Here is a 15,807-nt window from a genome sequence, read left to right as displayed (position 1 = left end):
ATCTTTTAACGAGTTGCCTGACAATCCGATGAATAAAGCCGTCTCCGACCTGTCCTCCCACACCCCGATGATGCAGCAGTACTGGCGCCTGAAGAATCAGCACCCGGATCAGCTGATGTTCTATCGCATGGGCGACTTCTACGAGATCTTCTATGAAGACGCGAAGAAGGCTGCCAAGTTGCTCGACATCACCCTGACCGCGCGCGGTCAGTCGGCGGGTCAGGCGATTCCGATGTGCGGGATTCCATACCACGCGGCGGAAGGTTACCTGGCGAAACTGGTCAAGCTCGGCGAGTCGGTGGTGATCTGCGAGCAGGTCGGCGACCCGGCCACCAGCAAGGGTCCGGTGGAACGTCAGGTGGTGCGGATCATCACCCCGGGTACGGTCAGTGACGAGGCGTTGCTGGATGAACGTCGCGACAACCTGATCGCGGCGGTATTGGGCGACGAGCGCCTGTTCGGCCTGGCCGTGCTGGACATCACCAGCGGCAACTTCACCGTGCTCGAGATCAAGGGCTGGGAAAACCTGCTGGCGGAGCTGGAACGGGTGAACCCGGTGGAACTGCTGATCCCGGACGACTGGCCGAAAGACCTGCCCGCGGAAAAACGCCGTGGCGTGCGTCGTCGTGCGCCGTGGGATTTCGAGCGCGATTCGGCGCTGAAAAGTCTCTGCCAGCAGTTCTCCACGCAAGACCTGAAAGGCTTCGGTTGCGAAACCCTGACTCTGGCCATCGGCGCCGCCGGTTGCCTGCTGGCCTACGCCAAGGAAACCCAGCGCACCGCCCTGCCCCATCTGCGCAGCCTGCGCCATGAGCGCCTGGACGACACCGTGGTACTCGACGGCGCGAGCCGCCGCAACCTCGAACTCGACACCAACCTGGCCGGTGGCCGCGACAACACCCTGCAATCGGTGGTCGATCGCTGCCAGACCGCGATGGGCAGCCGTCTGCTGACCCGTTGGCTGAACCGTCCGCTGCGCGATCTGACCGTGCTGCTGGCGCGGCAGACGTCGATCACTTGTCTGCTCGACGGTTATCGCTTCGAAAAGCTGCAACCACAACTCAAGGAAATCGGCGACATCGAGCGGATTCTGGCGCGGATCGGCCTGCGCAACGCGCGTCCTCGTGACCTTGCGCGTCTACGCGATGCCCTCGGCGCGCTACCGCAACTGCAAGTGGCGATGACCGACCTTGAGGCGCCGCACCTGCAACGCCTGGCGACCACCACCAGCACCTACCCGGAACTGGCGGCGCTGCTGGAAAAAGCCATTATCGACAACCCGCCAGCGGTGATCCGCGACGGCGGCGTGCTGAAAACCGGTTACGACAGCGAACTCGACGAGCTGCAATCACTGAGCGAAAACGCCGGCCAGTTCCTGATCGACCTCGAAGCACGGGAGAAGGCCCGCACTGGCCTGGCCAACCTGAAAGTCGGTTACAACCGCATCCACGGCTACTTCATCGAGTTGCCGAGCAAACAGGCGGAGTCCGCGCCGGCGGATTACATCCGTCGCCAGACGCTCAAGGGCGCCGAGCGCTTCATCACCCCGGAACTGAAAGAATTCGAAGACAAGGCGCTGTCGGCCAAAAGCCGTGCCCTGGCCCGCGAGAAGATGCTTTATGAAGCGCTGCTGGAAGACCTGATCAGCCAGCTGCCACCCCTGCAGGACACTGCCGGTGCACTGGCCGAGCTGGACGTGCTGAGCAACCTGGCCGAGCGTGCGCTGAACCTCGACCTGAACTGCCCGCGTTTCGTCAGCGAGCCGTGCATGCGCATCACTCAGGGTCGTCACCCGGTGGTCGAGCAAGTGCTGACCACGCCGTTCGTGGCCAACGATCTGAGCCTGGATGACAACACCCGAATGCTGGTGATTACCGGTCCGAACATGGGCGGTAAATCCACCTACATGCGGCAAACCGCATTGATCGTGCTGCTGGCACATATCGGCAGCTTCGTGCCGGCGGCCAGTTGCGAATTGTCGCTGGTGGACCGGATCTTCACCCGGATCGGCTCCAGCGATGACCTGGCCGGTGGCCGTTCGACCTTCATGGTCGAAATGAGTGAAACCGCCAATATCCTGCACAACGCCACCGAACGCAGCCTGGTGCTGATGGACGAAGTCGGTCGCGGCACCAGCACATTCGACGGTCTGTCGCTGGCATGGGCGGCGGCCGAGCGTCTGGCGCACCTGCGTGCCTATACTCTATTTGCGACGCACTATTTCGAACTCACCGTGTTGCCGGAAGCCGAGCCGTTGGTGGCCAACGTGCACCTCAACGCCACCGAGCACAACGAGCGCATCGTGTTCCTGCACCACGTGTTGCCGGGGCCTGCCAGCCAGAGCTACGGTCTGGCCGTGGCGCAACTGGCCGGCGTACCGAGCGAAGTGATCGTGCGTGCCCGTGAGCACCTGAGCCGACTGGAAGACACCGCATTGCCACATGAGGCGCCGAAGCCTGCCGTCAAAGGCAAGCCGGCCGCCCCGCAGCAGAGCGACATGTTCGCCAGCCTGCCGCATCCGGTGCTGGATGAGTTGGCGAAAGTGGATCTCGATGACCTGACTCCGCGTCGAGCACTCGAATTGTTATATGCACTTAAGAACCGGATCTAAGCACCGAAGAACCGGATATAACGCAAACGGCTTCAAGCTGTTAGAATCTCGCGCGGTTTGGGATGCTGCTGGCTAATAGCCTGGCTGGCAGACATCGCTCCCGAACCTGGCGACCCCAACCGTGAAGGGGCAACGCTGCCGCCGCCTGAGGAGAAAATTAGAAATGACCTTCGTCGTCACCGACAACTGCATCAAGTGCAAGTACACCGACTGCGTAGAAGTGTGTCCGGTGGACTGCTTTTACGAAGGCCCGAACTTCCTGGTAATTCACCCGGATGAGTGCATCGACTGCGCCCTGTGCGAACCAGAATGCCCGGCCGTGGCCATTTTCTCCGAGGACGAAGTTCCGGAAGAGATGCAGGAGTTCATTCAACTGAACGTTGAATTGGCCGAAATCTGGCCGAACATCACCGAGAAGAAAGAATCGCTGCCGGATGCCGAAGAGTGGGATGGCGTCAAAGGCAAGATCAAAGACCTCGAACGCTGATCTGTCACGCGTTCTGAAGAGGCCCCTTGCGGGCCTTTTTTTCGTCTCTGCCTTGAGTTTTTACGGGCAAAAAAAAGGGGCGGTTTGACCCGCCCACATTTTTTCCCTATTCCCTGTATTCCTTTTCATCGTCCTGATGAATCGCATCCCGCGATGTCCTTTCCCCTCATCCTTGAAGGGCGTGTCTGTCCGTCGACACAGTGCTGATACTAAAGAGTTCCCTGCCGAGAGCAATCGCCCCAGACAGCCAAAAGGGACTGTAATAAGCACTTCATATTTAAAAATATGCATGAAAATCAATTAGTTAAACTACAAGCCATCGAACAATAGACGTCTACCGTCCTGTAAAAATAGGGAACACTTACGAAAGAGTAAGCCAAGGCTTACACCGCGAGACTACAAACGATGGAATTGCCGACCGTATGTCTGGGGATGAATGGTGTGGCGAGGGAGTCTGCTCCCGCTAGGCGGCGCAACGGGCCCTAAAGCGGGGCCACTTCGTGCCCCAGCATGAGCAAGCTCCCTCGCCACAGGAGATCCCGTTCGGTGCTCGAACAGGCAACAAAAAGCCCCGAACCAGTCGGGGCTTTTTGTGGGCGGTCGTCAGAGGCGCTTACTGAAACAGCGACTCGCTCGACAGGCCATTCTTCTCGAGGATTTCACGAAGGCGCTTGAGGCCCTCCACCTGGATCTGCCGCACCCGCTCCCGGGTCAGGCCGATCTCCAGGCCTACATCTTCCAGCGTGCTGCTCTCGTGGCCGCGCAGGCCGAAGCGGCGTACGACCACCTCGCGCTGCTTGTCGGTCAGTTCCGAGAGCCATTGATCGATGCTCTGCGACAGGTCGTCATCCTGCAGCAGTTCGCATGGATCGGTCGGACGGTCATCCGTCAGGGTGTCCAGCAGGGTTTTATCCGAATCCGGACCCAGCGAGACGTCGACCGAAGAAACCCGCTCGTTCAGGCCGAGCATGCGCTTGACCTCGCCCACCGGTTTTTCCAGCAGGTTGGCGATTTCTTCGGGTGAAGGTTCGTGATCGAGCTTTTGCGTCAGCTCCCGTGCAGCCCGCAGGTACACGTTGAGTTCCTTGACCACATGGATCGGCAACCGGATGGTCCGGGTCTGATTCATGATCGCGCGCTCGATGGTCTGACGAATCCACCAGGTTGCGTAGGTCGAGAAGCGGAAGCCGCGCTCGGGGTCGAACTTTTCCACTGCGCGGATCAAGCCGAGGTTGCCCTCTTCGATCAGATCCAGCAGCGACAGCCCCCGATTGACGTAACGCCGGGCGATCTTGACGACCAGCCGCAGGTTACTTTCAATCATGCGCTTGCGCCCGGCAGGGTCGCCACTTTGCGACAGGCGCGCAAAATGAACTTCTTCCTCGGGAGAGAGCAGTGGAGAAAAGCCGATTTCGTTGAGATACAGCTGCGTGGCATCGAGTGCCCGCGTGTAGTCGATGTACTTGTGTTGTTTAAGTGAAGCGGAGTGTTTGGATTTGGAACGAACGGAAGGTGGAGCAGCCCCTTCATCATTCGACATCGAAGATTCCGAATCGATGCCGGCCTCCATAAGGAGAACCTCATCGTCGATGTCAAACTCCGGCACTTCTTTACTGAGAGCCATTGTTATAGTCCTTTGGTGAGTTCGACCCCAAGCTCAAGCGACGCCTTTATCCTTGGCAGCGCTGGAGCCTGTCCCCTCTACGCGACGGAACAGGCTGGCTTACAAATCAACGTCTTGGCAGGAACTGCAGCGGATCTACAGGTTTACCTTGTCGGCGAATCTCAAAATGCAGTTTCACCCGGTCTGTACCCGTTGACCCCATTTCGGCAATTGTCTGTCCGACCTTGACCTGCTGTCCCTCCCGAACCAACAGCCGACGGTTGTGACCGTAAGCACTGACGTAGGTTTCGCTGTGTTTGATGATGACTAATTCGCCGTAGCCCCTTAAGCCACTCCCGGCGTATACCACCGTCCCATCAGACGCAGCTAAAACAGGCTGTCCCAAATCTCCGGCGATATCAATTCCTTTATTCAAACTACCGTTTGAAGAGAATTTTCCAATCAGAATGCCATTAGATGGCCATCCCCAGCCGGTCGGGGCCGGGCCCGGTGGAGGCAGTGGAACCGGGGCCGGTTTGTTGGCGACGGACGGTGCAGCCCCCGCAGAACCGGCCCCGGAACCGGTCACTGTGGTGGTCGTCGTGCCATTCGCCTGGCGCCGGATTACCGTGGTTTTGCTCGACGAAGATGGCGAGGAACTGCTGTTGCTCACCACTGCTGTCGGCGTTGAACCGGTGCGGCCATCGAAGCGAATTGTCTGACCCGGATGTATCGTATACGGCGTAGGAATATTGTTCCGCGCCGCGAGGGCTTTGTAGTCCCAGCCGTAGCGAAAAGCGATGGAAAACAGCGTATCGCCCGGACGGACTACATATTGCCCGGTCGTGACGGCTGGACGCTGGGCCGCCGCACCGTTGCGATCGACTACTCGTACGTTACTCGATTTGGTGCTGGAGCAACCGACCAGCAAGGTGCTCAATACAAGGCCAGTCACCAGGCGCTGAAAGCTCGTGTTACCCATACGCTGCGCAATGACTGTGAGACTCACCCGCCGCTCCCTTTGTGGTGGCTGAAATATGTGGAATGCCGTGTCGCGGCAAGCAGTGTCGCAAGTATAACGGGCCGCACAGGCTTTACCGTTAAAGATGCGAAAACGCTTCACGCACACGTTTGCCCGTGGACAATTCGTAGCGTTTAACTCCTTGCTGCCGGTGTAAGACCGAGTCCAGCGAAAGGAATTCAGCGCCTGTAAACAAATGCTCAGGCCAACGGGCCGTTGAGCAATGGCACGAAGCGCACCGCGCCCAAAACGTGGCGGGAAAAGCCGTGCTCTTCACGCACGATCAGCATCAATTGCTGCACTTCCCCCGAGCCGACCGGAATCACCATCCGCCCCCCCGGAGCCAGTTGATCAAGCAACGCCTGCGGCACATCGGTGGCGACCGCCGTGACGATGATGCCGTTATACGGTGCCAGTGCCGGCCAGCCTTCCCAGCCATCGCCCCAGCGGAACACCACGTTGCGCAGGTTGAGTTCGACCAGGCGTTCTTTGGCCCGGTCCTGCAGGACCTTGATGCGTTCGACCGAAAAGACCCGCTCAACCAGTTGCGACAGCACCGCCGTCTGATAGCCCGAACCGGTGCCGATTTCCAGCACCTTGTCCAACGGGCCCGCCTCCAGCAGCAGCTCGCTCATGCGCGCCACCATATAAGGCTGGGAGATGGTCTGGTTGTGGCCGATCGGCAGCGCAGTATCTTCGTAGGCACGGTGTGCCAGTGCTTCATCGACGAACAGATGACGCGGCGTACGGCGGATCACTTCCAGCACCTTGGCGTTGGACAGGCCTTCTTCATAGAGACGCTGGATCAGACGTTCGCGCGTGCGCTGCGACGTCATGCCGATGCCACTGCGCATTCTGTCTTCGTGTTCACGAGCCATCAGCGCAGTCCCTCCAGCCAGCCGTCGAGACTTCTGAAGGCATCGTTGAAGGTGCGATCGAGCTGCAATGGCGTGATCGACACATAACCTTGCATCACCGCATGAAAGTCAGTGCCCGGGCCGCCATCTTCGGCATCGCCGGCAGCGGCGATCCAGTAACCGGCCTTGCCACGCGGATCGACCACTTTCATCGGTGCCGCGGCACGGGCGCGATGGCCCAGGCGGGTCAGTTGAATACCGCGAATGTGTTCGATCGGCAAATTGGGGATGTTCACGTTCAGCACCGTGCGCGGCGGCAGGTCCAGCCCGGCGTGGGCCTCGACCAGTTTGCGCGCGAAATGGGCCGCTGTCGCCAGATTATCCACCTGCCGCGAGACCAGCGAGAACGCGAACGAAGGGCGCTCGAGGAAGCGCCCTTCGAGGGCGGCCGCCACGGTGCCGGAATACAGCACATCATCGCCCAGATTGGCGCCGAGGTTGATCCCGGAAACCACCATGTCCGGCTCGCGCTCCAGCAGGCCGTTGAGGCCCAGGTGCACGCAGTCGGTCGGTGTACCGTTGAGGCTGATGAAACCGTTGGCCAGGTATTGCGGGTGCAACGGACGGTCGAGCGTCAGCGAACTGCTGGCGCCGCTTTTGTCCTGCTCCGGGGCGATAACCACGCATTCGGTGTAATCCGCCAGCGCACCATAAAGCGCGGCGAGACCGGGTGCGGTTACCCCATCGTCGTTAGAAATCAGAATACGCATGGGCTGTCCGTCTGCCCCACCGGCACCAGATCAACGAGTTCGCGCACCAATACGGTGGCGAAGCATCCGGCCGGGAGGACGAATTCCAGTTGCAGAATGTCAGGCTGGGGATAATGCCACGACAACCCGCCAATGGGCAGCCGCAGGATGCGACGTTCGTGGCTCATTCCGGCATTGATCAACCAATCGCGCAGGTCGGCCTCGCGCTCGGCAATCCCCTGCTCCAGATCATGGACAGCGCCGGCAGCCGGTGAGTCACCTTCGCCCCACTGCGGACCGGTGGGGTGCAGATCGAGAATCGCCAGACGCGGATCGCTGCATTCGGCTTCACCGGCCGGGAAAAAACTACGGCTGTCGGTGAACGCCAGCAGATCGCCCACCTGCGCCTGCTGCCAGGTACCGTCGGCAACCCGCGCCGCCAAGACCTGATTGAACAGAAAACTGCGCGCCGTCGACAGCAGCCGCGAACGCACATTGCGCTGCTCCGGTAGAGCCTTGCGCGCCGCCCACGCACGCGCATCAACGACGTTGCCGCCGTCATGGCCGAAACGCTGGGCGCCGAAATAATTGGGAATGCCTTGCTTGGCGATCAACTGCAGACGCTGTTCGATCGCCTCCTTGTCGCCGGCGAACTGGGTCAGGCGCAGGGTAAAACCGTTGGCCGAATGCGCGCCGCGTTGCAGCTTGCGCTTGTGGCGCGTGGTCTTGAGGATCTTCAGCGTATCGTTCTCCGCCGCCGACAGGTCCGGATCAGCCTTGCCCGGCAGTTGCACGCTGAACCACTGGCGGGTCAGCGCCTGACGATCCTTGAGCCCGGCATAGCTGACGGTACGCAAGGACACGCCGGCTGCCTTGGCAATTCGGCGCGCCGCTTCCTCGGTGTTCAGGCCACGTTTTTCCACCCAGATCCACAGGTGTTCACCATCGCCGCTGAACGGGATGTCGAGCACTTCGTCGACCTGAAAATCTTCGGCGATGGCTTTCAGTACTGCGGTACCGAGGGGTTCGCCATAGGCTCGCGGGCCGAGCAATTGCAGTTCGTTCATGCGCGCAGCAACAAGGCGACGGAGTGCACGGCGATGCCTTCTTCGCGACCGACAAAGCCAAGCTTTTCGGTGGTGGTAGCTTTCACGTTCACTTGATCCAACTCAACTTGAAGATCGGCGGCGATCAACGCGCGCATCGATTCGATATGCGGGGCCATTTTCGGCGCCTGGGCAACGATGGTGTTGTCGACATTGCCGATTTTCCAGCCCTTGGCGTGGATCAGCGCGACCACATGGCGCAACAGCACGCGGCTGTCGGCACCCTTGAATTGCGGGTCGGTGTCCGGAAAGTGTTTGCCGATATCCCCTAGCGCAGCCGCGCCGAGCAAGGCATCGCTCAAGGCGTGCAGCAGGACGTCACCGTCGGAGTGAGCGAGCAGCCCGAAGCCGTGTGCAATGCGCACGCCGCCCAGAGTAATGAAATCGCCTTCAGCGAAACGGTGCACATCGTAGCCGTGGCCAATACGCATAAAAAAAACGCCCCGATTTTTGTCAGGGCGTGATTCTACCTGCATTAACCCGGGGGGTGTTCTCAATTAGTTTCCCCTCCGCGTTGTCGCCTTAAAGCGTGCCAGGCAAGGCGCAGGCCGCTGGGAATGGTTGTTCCCTTCCCAAGGCATGCAACGCAGCATGGCACGCTTTAAGGCACAACCCGAAGGGCCGGGCCTGCTGTTTTGCAGGGCTGCGTTGCTCGAAGCTTATTTGGAACAACCAAACCACGCTTCTCGCGCCTTGCCCTGCAAAACAGCAGACCCGGCGCGGAGTGGAAACTAACTGAGAATACCCCCCAGGGCGCGTGCGTGATGCTGCAAGTGGTCGTCAATGAAGCTTGCGATGAAGAAATAGCTGTGGTCATAACCCGGTTGCAGACGCAGCGTCAGCGGATGACCCGCTTGTTTTGCCGCTTGTTGCAGGGCTTCGGGTTTGAGCTGGTTTTCAAGGAAATCATCGCGATCACCCTGGTCCACCAACAGCGGCAATTTCTCGTCGGCTTCGGCAATCAGCGCACAGGCATCCCACTCTTTCCACTTGGAGCGGTCTTCACCCAGATAGCGGGAGAATGCTTTCTGCCCCCACGGGCAATCCATCGGGTTGTTGATCGGCGAAAACGCCGACACCGATTGGTAACGCCCCGGATTGCGCAGCGCGCAGACCAACGCACCGTGACCGCCCATGGAGTGGCCGCTGATGCTGCGTTTGTCCGATGCCGGGAAATGCGCTTCAACCAGTGAAGGCAATTCCTGCACGACATAGTCATGCATCCGATAGTGCCGCGACCACGGTTCCTGCGTGGCATTCAGGTAGAACCCGGCGCCGAGGCCGAAATCCCAGGCGCCATCCGGATCACCCGGCACGTCCGGGCCACGCGGACTGGTGTCCGGCGCGACGATAATCAGACCGAGTTCGGCTGCCATGCGCATCGCCCCGGCCTTCTGCATGAAGTTTTCGTCTGTGCAGGTCAGCCCCGACAACCAGTACAGCACCGGCAACTGACCGCCCTGCTCCGCTTGCGGCGGCAGGTACACGGCAAACACCATGTCGCAGCCGAGCACCTCGGAGCGGTGGCGATAGCGCTTGTGCCAACCGCCGAAACTTTTCTGACAGGAGATGTTTTCCAGACTCATGGGGATTCTCCCAGCTGCAAGCGGCAAGCTTCGAGCTTCAAGAAAAGGCAAAAGCGGCCTGACTTGCAGCTTGAAGCTTGTAACTTGAGGCTGCTTTTAGAAATGAATGACGGTACGGATGCTCTTGCCTTCGTGCATCAGGTCGAAAGCCTTGTTGATGTCTTCCAGGCCCATGGTGTGGGTGATGAACGTATCCAGCGGGATTTCGCCGCTCTGGGCCATGTCGACGTAGCTTGGCAGTTCGGTACGGCCACGCACGCCGCCGAACGCCGAACCGCGCCAGACGCGACCGGTCACCAACTGGAATGGACGGGTCGAAATTTCCTGACCGGCACCGGCCACGCCGATGATCACCGATTCGCCCCAGCCCTTGTGGCAGCACTCCAGCGCTGCGCGCATCAGTTGCACGTTACCGATGCACTCGAAGGAAAAGTCAACGCCGCCGTCGGTCATGTCGACGATCACTTCCTGGATCGGCCGATCAAAATCCTTCGGATTGACGCAGTCAGTAGCGCCCAACTGCTTGGCGATTTCGAACTTGGCCGGGTTGATGTCAATGGCGATGATCCGCGCAGCCTTGGCTTTCACCGCGCCGATCACGGCGGACAGGCCGATGCCGCCCAGACCGAAGATCGCCACGGTGTCCCCTGGCTTGACCTTGGCGGTGTTGAGCACCGCACCGATACCGGTGGTCACGCCGCAACCAAGCAAGCAGACCTTTTCCAGCGGCGCATCCTTGGAGATTTTCGCCACGGAGATTTCCGGGAGCACGGTGTACTCGGAGAAGGTCGAGGTACCCATGTAGTGGAAAATCGTTTCGCCCTTGTAGGAAAAGCGCGAAGTACCGTCCGGCATCAGACCTTTGCCCTGGGTGGCGCGAATTGCCTGACACAAGTTGGTCTTGCCCGACTTACAGAATTTGCACTGCCCGCATTCCGGGGTGTACAGCGGAATCACGTGATCACCGACGGCGACCGAGGTCACGCCTTCGCCGATGGCCTCAACGATCGCACCACCTTCGTGGCCGAGGATCGACGGGAAGATACCTTCCGGGTCAGCACCGGACAGGGTGTAGGCGTCAGTGTGGCAAACCCCGGAAGCCACCACGCGCAGCAACACTTCACCGGCCTTCGGCATGGCGACATCGACTTCTACGATTTCCAGCGGCTTCTTGGCCTCGAAGGCAACGGCGGCGCGCGACTTGATCATGCTGACTCTCCAGTGAATCCATTGAATAAAAAAACCAGACCGGCAGTGTAGTACAGCGCTATCTGATGAATAATCAGGACAAAAGCAAAACATTATTGCCACACAGGGATAATCCCGATGTCCGAAAACCGCTGGGAAGGCATCGACGAGTTCGTCGCCGTCGCCGAATGCAGCCAATTCACCGCTGCGGCAGAACGCCTTGGAGTTTCTTCCTCACACATCAGTCGACAAATCGTACGGCTGGAAGAGCGTTTGCAGACACGTCTGCTCTACCGCAGCACTCGCCGTGTCACCCTGACCGAGGCCGGACAGACCTTTCTGCAGCATTGCCAACGCCTGCAAGACGGTCGCGAAGAAGCCCTGCGCGCCGTCGGCGACCTGACCAGTGAACCAAAAGGCATGCTGCGCATGACCTGCGCCGTGGCCTATGGCGAGCGGTTCATCGTGCCGTTGGTGACGCGATTCATGGGGCAATACCCGCAATTGCGCGTCGACATCGAACTGAGCAATCGCCAACTCGATCTGGTGCATGAGGGGTTGGATCTGGCGATCCGCCTGGGTCGGCTACAGGATTCGCGACTGGTCGCCACTCGGCTGGCGCCACGGCGCATGTACCTGTGCGCGTCACCGTCCTACCTGGAACGGTACGGTCGCCCACACAGTTTGTCGGAACTGAGTCGGCACAATTGCCTGATCGGCAGCTCGGATCTGTGGCAACTGGAACAGAACGGGCGGGAATTTTCCCAGCGCGTGCAGGGAAACTGGCGTTGCAACAGTGGGCAAGCGGTGCTGGACGCGGCGCTGCAAGGGGTCGGGTTGTGTCAGTTGCCGGACTACTACGTGCTTGAGCATTTGCACAGCGGGGCGCTGATTTCGTTGCTCGAGGCGCATCAACCGCCGAATACCGCGGTGTGGGCGTTGTATCCGCAGCAGCGGCATTTGTCGCCGAAGGTGCGCAAGCTGGTGGATTTCTTGAAGGCAGGGTTGGCTGAGCGGCCTGAGTATCAGGAATGAGTATTGGGTTGGCTGTAAATGCGCTATCGCGAGCAGGCTCACTCCTACAGGGGAACGCATCTCAAAATGTAGGAGTGAGCCTGCTCGCGATGGCGATTCAACAGGCACCACAGAAATTCAGCGGCGATTAGCCCAACGCTGACGCAACCACTCCAGATCTTCCGGCCGGGTGACCTTGAGGTTGTCCGCCCGCCCTTCGATCAGACGCGGCGCCAAGCCGGCCCACTCCATCGCCGAGGCCTCATCGGTAATCAGCGCATCGGCCACCAGACTGTCCGCCAACGCCCGATGCAAAGCACCGAGGCGGAACATCTGTGGCGTGTAGGCCTGCCAGATCACGCTGCGGTCAACGGTTTCGACCACGCGACCGCGCTTGTCGACCCGCTTCAGCGTGTCGCGCGCCGGTACAGCGAGCAGACCGCCTACCGGGTCATCCGCCAGCTCGGCCAGCAGCTTGTCGAGATCGTCGCGACTCAGGTTGGGCCGCGCCGCATCGTGCACCAGCACCCAATCCTCATCGTCGGCACCTTGTGCATGCAGATGCAGCAAGGCGTTGAGCACAGAAGCAGAACGCTCGGCGCCCCCCTCAACCCGCTGAATACGCGAGTCACCGGCGCACGCCAGGTTCGGCCAATAAGGATCGTCAACAGCAAGACTGACCACCAGCCCCTTGAGGCTTGGGTGATCCAGAAAACAGCCGAGGCTGTGTTCGAGAATTGTGCGTCCGCCCAGTTGCAGGTATTGCTTGGGACGGTCCGCGGCCATTCGGGCACCGACGCCCGCGGCAGGAATCACGGCCCAGAAGGCCGGCAGAGAATCGATCATTGGGCCAGCTGGTAAAGGGTTTCACCGTCCTTGACCATGCCCAGCTCATGGCGAGCGCGTTCTTCAACGGTCTCCATGCCTTTTTTCAGCTCGCTGACTTCAGCGTCCATCACTCGGTTGCGCTCCAGCAGGCCTTCATTCTCGGCGTGCTGATCAGCAATCTGCTGATTCAGCTCGGCGACCTGCGCCAGACTGCCATTGCCCACCCACAGGCGGTACTGCAGACCGGCCAGCAGCAAGAGCAAAACGAGAAACAACCAGTAAGGACTGCGCATCGAATATCAGGTATCCAGTGAAAAAAGACAGCCACGCCAAAACTTTGAAACATCTGATAGCACGAAGCCTGGAAGATCCAGGCTTGTGCATATAAGGCATCAGATTAGTGGCAAATCCATCGCTGTCACGACTTTTCCGACACAATCCGGTGTCTTTTTACCATTTACAACTCAGCCGCGGAACTCGCTGCGACCGTTGTACTTGGCTTTGCCATTCAACTGCTCTTCGATACGCAGCAGTTGGTTGTACTTGGAAACACGGTCGGAACGGCACAGCGAACCGGTCTTGATCTGGCCAGCCGAGGTGCCCACAGCCAGGTCGGCAATGGTCGAATCTTCGGTTTCGCCCGAGCGGTGCGAGATCACTGCGGTGTAACCGGCTGCCTTGGCCATCTGGATGGCTTCCAGGGTTTCGGTCAGGGTGCCGATCTGGTTGAACTTGATCAGGATCGAGTTGGCGATCTTTTTATCGATGCCTTCTTTCAGGATCTTGGTGTTGGTCACGAACAGGTCGTCACCTACCAGTTGGGTCTTCTCGCCGATCTTGTCGGTGAGGATCTTCCAGCCAGCCCAGTCGGACTCGTCCAGACCGTCTTCGATCGAGATGATCGGATAACGTTCGGTCAGGCCTTTGAGGTAGTCGGCGAAACCTTCAGCGGTGAACACCTGGCCTTCACCGGACAGGTTGTACTTGCCATCTTCGTAGAATTCGCTGGCTGCGCAGTCCAGCGCCAGGGTCACGTCGGTGCCCAGTTTGTAACCGGCGTTGGCCACTGCTTCGGAGATCACTTTCAGCGCGTCTTCGTTGGACGCCAGGTTCGGCGCGAAACCGCCTTCGTCGCCAACGGCGGTGCTCAGGCCACGGGCCTTCAGCACAGCTTTGAGGTGATGGAAAATCTCGGTGCCCATGCGCAGACCTTCCGAGAAGGTCTTGGCGCCAACCGGCTGCACCATGAATTCCTGGATGTCGACGTTGTTATCGGCGTGCTCGCCACCGTTGATGATGTTCATCATCGGCACCGGCATCGAGTACACACCCGGAGTGCCGTTCAGGTTGGCGATGTGTGCGTACAGCGGCAGGTCCTGATCCTGTGCAGCCGCCTTGGCCGCTGCCAGGGACACGGCGAGGATGGCGTTGGCGCCCAGGGTTGCCTTGTTTTCAGTACCGTCGAGCTTGATCATCGCGTGATCCAGGGCTTTCTGGTCGCTTGGGTCGGTGCCCAGCAGCAGATCGCGGATCGGACCGTTGATGTTGGCTACCGCCTTGAGCACGCCCTTGCCCAGGTAACGGCTCTTGTCGCCATCACGCAGCTCGAGCGCTTCACGCGAGCCAGTGGATGCACCGGACGGCGCGCAAGCGCTGCCGATGATGCCGTTGTCGAGAAGCACGTCCGCTTCCACGGTGGGATTGCCACGGGAGTCGAGAACTTCACGACCTTTGATGTCGACGATTTTTGCCATTGTTGTAAACACTCCAAAGTTGACGAAAACGACGCAGCTAGAGGAAATCTTTTTACCGTCGGCAAGTGGTGTGCAGCGGGCAGCTTGCAGACGACAACGCACATACCCGAGGGCATGTGCGACAAATCGTGCGGTACTTTACCGGAGAAATGAGCTTTACGCGGTTTCTACCGTCGGAAAACTCTTCACCAGTTCGTCCAAAGCTTTGAGCTGGGCCAGAAATGGCTCCAGTTTGTCCAGACGCAAGGCGCAAGGGCCGTCGCATTTGGCGTTGTCCGGGTCCGGGTGCGCTTCGAGGAACAGACCGGCCAGCGACTGGCTCATGCCGGCCTTGGCCAGATCGGTGACCTGTGCACGGCGACCGCCGGCGGAGTCGGAACGACCGCCAGGCATTTGCAGCGAATGGGTCACGTCGAAGAATACCGGGTACTCGAACTGCTTCATGATGCCGAAGCCGAGCATGTCCACCACGAGGTTGTTGTAGCCGAAGCTCGAACCACGCTCGCAGAGGATCAGTTGATCGTTACCCGCTTCCACGCACTTGTTCAGGATGTGTTTCATTTCCTGAGGCGCAAGGAACTGGGCTTTCTTGATGTTGATGACGGCATTGGTCTTGGCCATCGCGACGACCAGATCGGTCTGGCGCGACAGGAAGGCCGGCAGCTGGATGATGTCGCAGACTTCAGCGACGACCGCGGCCTGGTCAGGCTCGTGGACGTCGGTGATGATCGGCACACCGAAGGCTTGTTTGATGTCCTGGAAGATGCGCATGCCCTCTTCCAGGCCAGGACCACGATAGGAGGTCACAGAAGATCGGTTGGCCTTGTCGAAACTGGCCTTGAACACGTAAGGGATACCGAGTTTCTCGGTGACCTTCACGTACTCTTCGCAAACCTGCATGGCCATGTCGCGGCTTTCCAGCACGTTCATGCCGCCGAACAGCACCATGGGTTTGTCGTTGGCGATCTCGATGTTGCCAACGCGGATGATCTTCTGTGCCATC

15 protein-coding genes are annotated in these 15,807 nt (G+C 59.7%); 3 read left to right on the top strand and 12 right to left on the bottom strand.

Going from position 1 to position 15,807, the window contains the following annotated elements; translation table 11 throughout:
* The first annotated feature begins 28 nt into the window (after positions 1-28).
* Positions 29-2,611, top strand: a complete 2,583-nt coding sequence (mutS, locus tag KKQ10_RS14025; protein ID WP_007964305.1) for a DNA mismatch repair protein MutS — start codon at positions 29-31, stop codon at positions 2,609-2,611.
* 163 nt (positions 2,612-2,774) lie between these two features.
* Complete coding sequence (gene fdxA, locus KKQ10_RS14020) at positions 2,775-3,098, top strand: ferredoxin FdxA (RefSeq protein WP_007908827.1); 324 nt, start codon at positions 2,775-2,777, stop codon at positions 3,096-3,098.
* Between the two features lie 613 nt (positions 3,099-3,711).
* Here the strand turns inward: fdxA and rpoS are convergent.
* The 8 genes from rpoS to KKQ10_RS13980 all read right to left on the bottom strand — a co-directional run bounded on the left by rpoS (position 3,712) and on the right by KKQ10_RS13980 (position 11,229).
* Entirely contained in the window at positions 3,712-4,722 is a 1,011-nt protein-coding gene (rpoS, locus tag KKQ10_RS14015) for an RNA polymerase sigma factor RpoS (RefSeq protein WP_016985073.1), read from the bottom strand.
* 106 nt (positions 4,723-4,828) lie between these two features.
* Complete coding sequence (locus KKQ10_RS14010) at positions 4,829-5,710, bottom strand: peptidoglycan DD-metalloendopeptidase family protein (protein ID WP_215501429.1); 882 nt, start codon at positions 5,708-5,710, stop codon at positions 4,829-4,831.
* A gap of 212 nt (positions 5,711-5,922) precedes the next feature.
* Positions 5,923-6,558, bottom strand: coding sequence for a protein-L-isoaspartate(D-aspartate) O-methyltransferase (locus KKQ10_RS14005; protein WP_169841266.1), 636 nt, complete (start codon positions 6,556-6,558; stop codon positions 5,923-5,925).
* 41 nt (positions 6,559-6,599) lie between these two features.
* The gene (surE, locus tag KKQ10_RS14000; RefSeq protein WP_215501428.1) at positions 6,600-7,349 is read right to left on the bottom strand and encodes a 5'/3'-nucleotidase SurE; all 750 of its coding nucleotides are present in this window, start codon (positions 7,347-7,349) and stop codon (positions 6,600-6,602) included.
* Positions 7,337-8,395, bottom strand: a complete 1,059-nt coding sequence (truD, locus tag KKQ10_RS13995) for a tRNA pseudouridine(13) synthase TruD (RefSeq protein WP_127650690.1) — start codon at positions 8,393-8,395, stop codon at positions 7,337-7,339. The genes surE and truD overlap by 13 nt, the downstream gene beginning before the upstream one ends.
* Positions 8,392-8,865: a 2-C-methyl-D-erythritol 2,4-cyclodiphosphate synthase gene (ispF, locus tag KKQ10_RS13990; protein ID WP_025110868.1), complete on the bottom strand. Its 474-nt coding sequence runs from the start codon at positions 8,863-8,865 to the stop codon at positions 8,392-8,394. Before ispF ends, truD begins: the two co-directional genes overlap by 4 nt.
* 300 nt (positions 8,866-9,165) lie before the next feature.
* Positions 9,166-10,026, bottom strand: a complete 861-nt coding sequence (fghA, locus tag KKQ10_RS13985) for an S-formylglutathione hydrolase (protein WP_215501698.1) — start codon at positions 10,024-10,026, stop codon at positions 9,166-9,168.
* Between the two features lie 90 nt (positions 10,027-10,116).
* Positions 10,117-11,229: an S-(hydroxymethyl)glutathione dehydrogenase/class III alcohol dehydrogenase gene (locus KKQ10_RS13980; protein WP_008081726.1), complete on the bottom strand. Its 1,113-nt coding sequence runs from the start codon at positions 11,227-11,229 to the stop codon at positions 10,117-10,119.
* 117 nt (positions 11,230-11,346) lie between these two features.
* Between KKQ10_RS13980 and KKQ10_RS13975 the strand changes: the two genes are divergently transcribed.
* A complete protein-coding gene (locus KKQ10_RS13975; protein ID WP_127650694.1) occupies positions 11,347-12,243 on the top strand; it encodes a LysR family transcriptional regulator in 897 nt (298 codons plus the stop codon).
* Positions 12,244-12,360: 117 nt separating this feature from the next.
* On the opposite strand, the gene ispD is transcribed toward KKQ10_RS13975, so the two are convergent.
* From ispD to kdsA, 4 genes are all read right to left on the bottom strand, one after another.
* The gene (gene ispD / locus KKQ10_RS13970) at positions 12,361-13,068 is read right to left on the bottom strand and encodes a 2-C-methyl-D-erythritol 4-phosphate cytidylyltransferase (RefSeq protein ID WP_215501427.1); all 708 of its coding nucleotides are present in this window, start codon (positions 13,066-13,068) and stop codon (positions 12,361-12,363) included.
* Positions 13,065-13,343, bottom strand: coding sequence for a cell division protein FtsB (gene ftsB / locus KKQ10_RS13965; RefSeq protein ID WP_007908838.1), 279 nt, complete (start codon positions 13,341-13,343; stop codon positions 13,065-13,067). The genes ispD and ftsB overlap by 4 nt, the downstream gene beginning before the upstream one ends.
* 171 nt (positions 13,344-13,514) lie before the next feature.
* Positions 13,515-14,804, bottom strand: a complete 1,290-nt coding sequence (eno, locus tag KKQ10_RS13960; RefSeq protein WP_003222156.1) for a phosphopyruvate hydratase — start codon at positions 14,802-14,804, stop codon at positions 13,515-13,517.
* 156 nt (positions 14,805-14,960) lie between these two features.
* Positions 14,961-15,806 (bottom strand): 3-deoxy-8-phosphooctulonate synthase, encoded by an 846-nt coding sequence (gene kdsA, locus KKQ10_RS13955; protein WP_098967470.1) that lies wholly within the window; start codon positions 15,804-15,806, stop codon positions 14,961-14,963.
* Position 15,807 lies beyond the last annotated feature (1 nt).

Source organism: Pseudomonas sp. MG-9 (assembly GCF_018729515.1).
In the GTDB taxonomy this organism is placed as follows: Bacteria; Pseudomonadota; Gammaproteobacteria; order Pseudomonadales; family Pseudomonadaceae; genus Aquipseudomonas; species Aquipseudomonas serboccidentalis.
The sequence above is the reverse complement of the archived record's forward strand: the minus strand, read 5'-3'. Positions and strand labels throughout refer to the sequence as shown.

What these genes read in the sequence shown, in the direction of transcription:
- ispF (WP_025110868.1), bottom strand. Translation starts at nt 8,865, where the DNA reads ATGCGTATTGGCCACGGCTACGATGTGCACCGTTTCGCTGAAGGCGAT.
- truD (WP_127650690.1), bottom strand. Translation starts at nt 8,395, where the DNA reads ATGAACGAACTGCAATTGCTCGGCCCGCGAGCCTATGGCGAACCCCTC.
- KKQ10_RS13980 (WP_008081726.1), bottom strand. Translation starts at nt 11,229, where the DNA reads ATGATCAAGTCGCGCGCCGCCGTTGCCTTCGAGGCCAAGAAGCCGCTG.
- fdxA (WP_007908827.1), top strand. Translation starts at nt 2,775, where the DNA reads ATGACCTTCGTCGTCACCGACAACTGCATCAAGTGCAAGTACACCGAC.
- eno (WP_003222156.1), bottom strand. Translation starts at nt 14,804, where the DNA reads ATGGCAAAAATCGTCGACATCAAAGGTCGTGAAGTTCTCGACTCCCGT.
- surE (WP_215501428.1), bottom strand. Translation starts at nt 7,349, where the DNA reads ATGCGTATTCTGATTTCTAACGACGATGGGGTAACCGCACCCGGTCTC.
- rpoS (WP_016985073.1), bottom strand. Translation starts at nt 4,722, where the DNA reads ATGGCTCTCAGTAAAGAAGTGCCGGAGTTTGACATCGACGATGAGGTT.
- ispD (WP_215501427.1), bottom strand. Translation starts at nt 13,068, where the DNA reads ATGATCGATTCTCTGCCGGCCTTCTGGGCCGTGATTCCTGCCGCGGGC.
- KKQ10_RS14005 (WP_169841266.1), bottom strand. Translation starts at nt 6,558, where the DNA reads ATGACGTCGCAGCGCACGCGCGAACGTCTGATCCAGCGTCTCTATGAA.
- KKQ10_RS13975 (WP_127650694.1), top strand. Translation starts at nt 11,347, where the DNA reads ATGTCCGAAAACCGCTGGGAAGGCATCGACGAGTTCGTCGCCGTCGCC.
- ftsB (WP_007908838.1), bottom strand. Translation starts at nt 13,343, where the DNA reads ATGCGCAGTCCTTACTGGTTGTTTCTCGTTTTGCTCTTGCTGCTGGCC.
- mutS (WP_007964305.1), top strand. Translation starts at nt 29, where the DNA reads ATGAATAAAGCCGTCTCCGACCTGTCCTCCCACACCCCGATGATGCAG.
- kdsA (WP_098967470.1), bottom strand. Translation starts at nt 15,806, where the DNA reads ATGGCACAGAAGATCATCCGCGTTGGCAACATCGAGATCGCCAACGAC.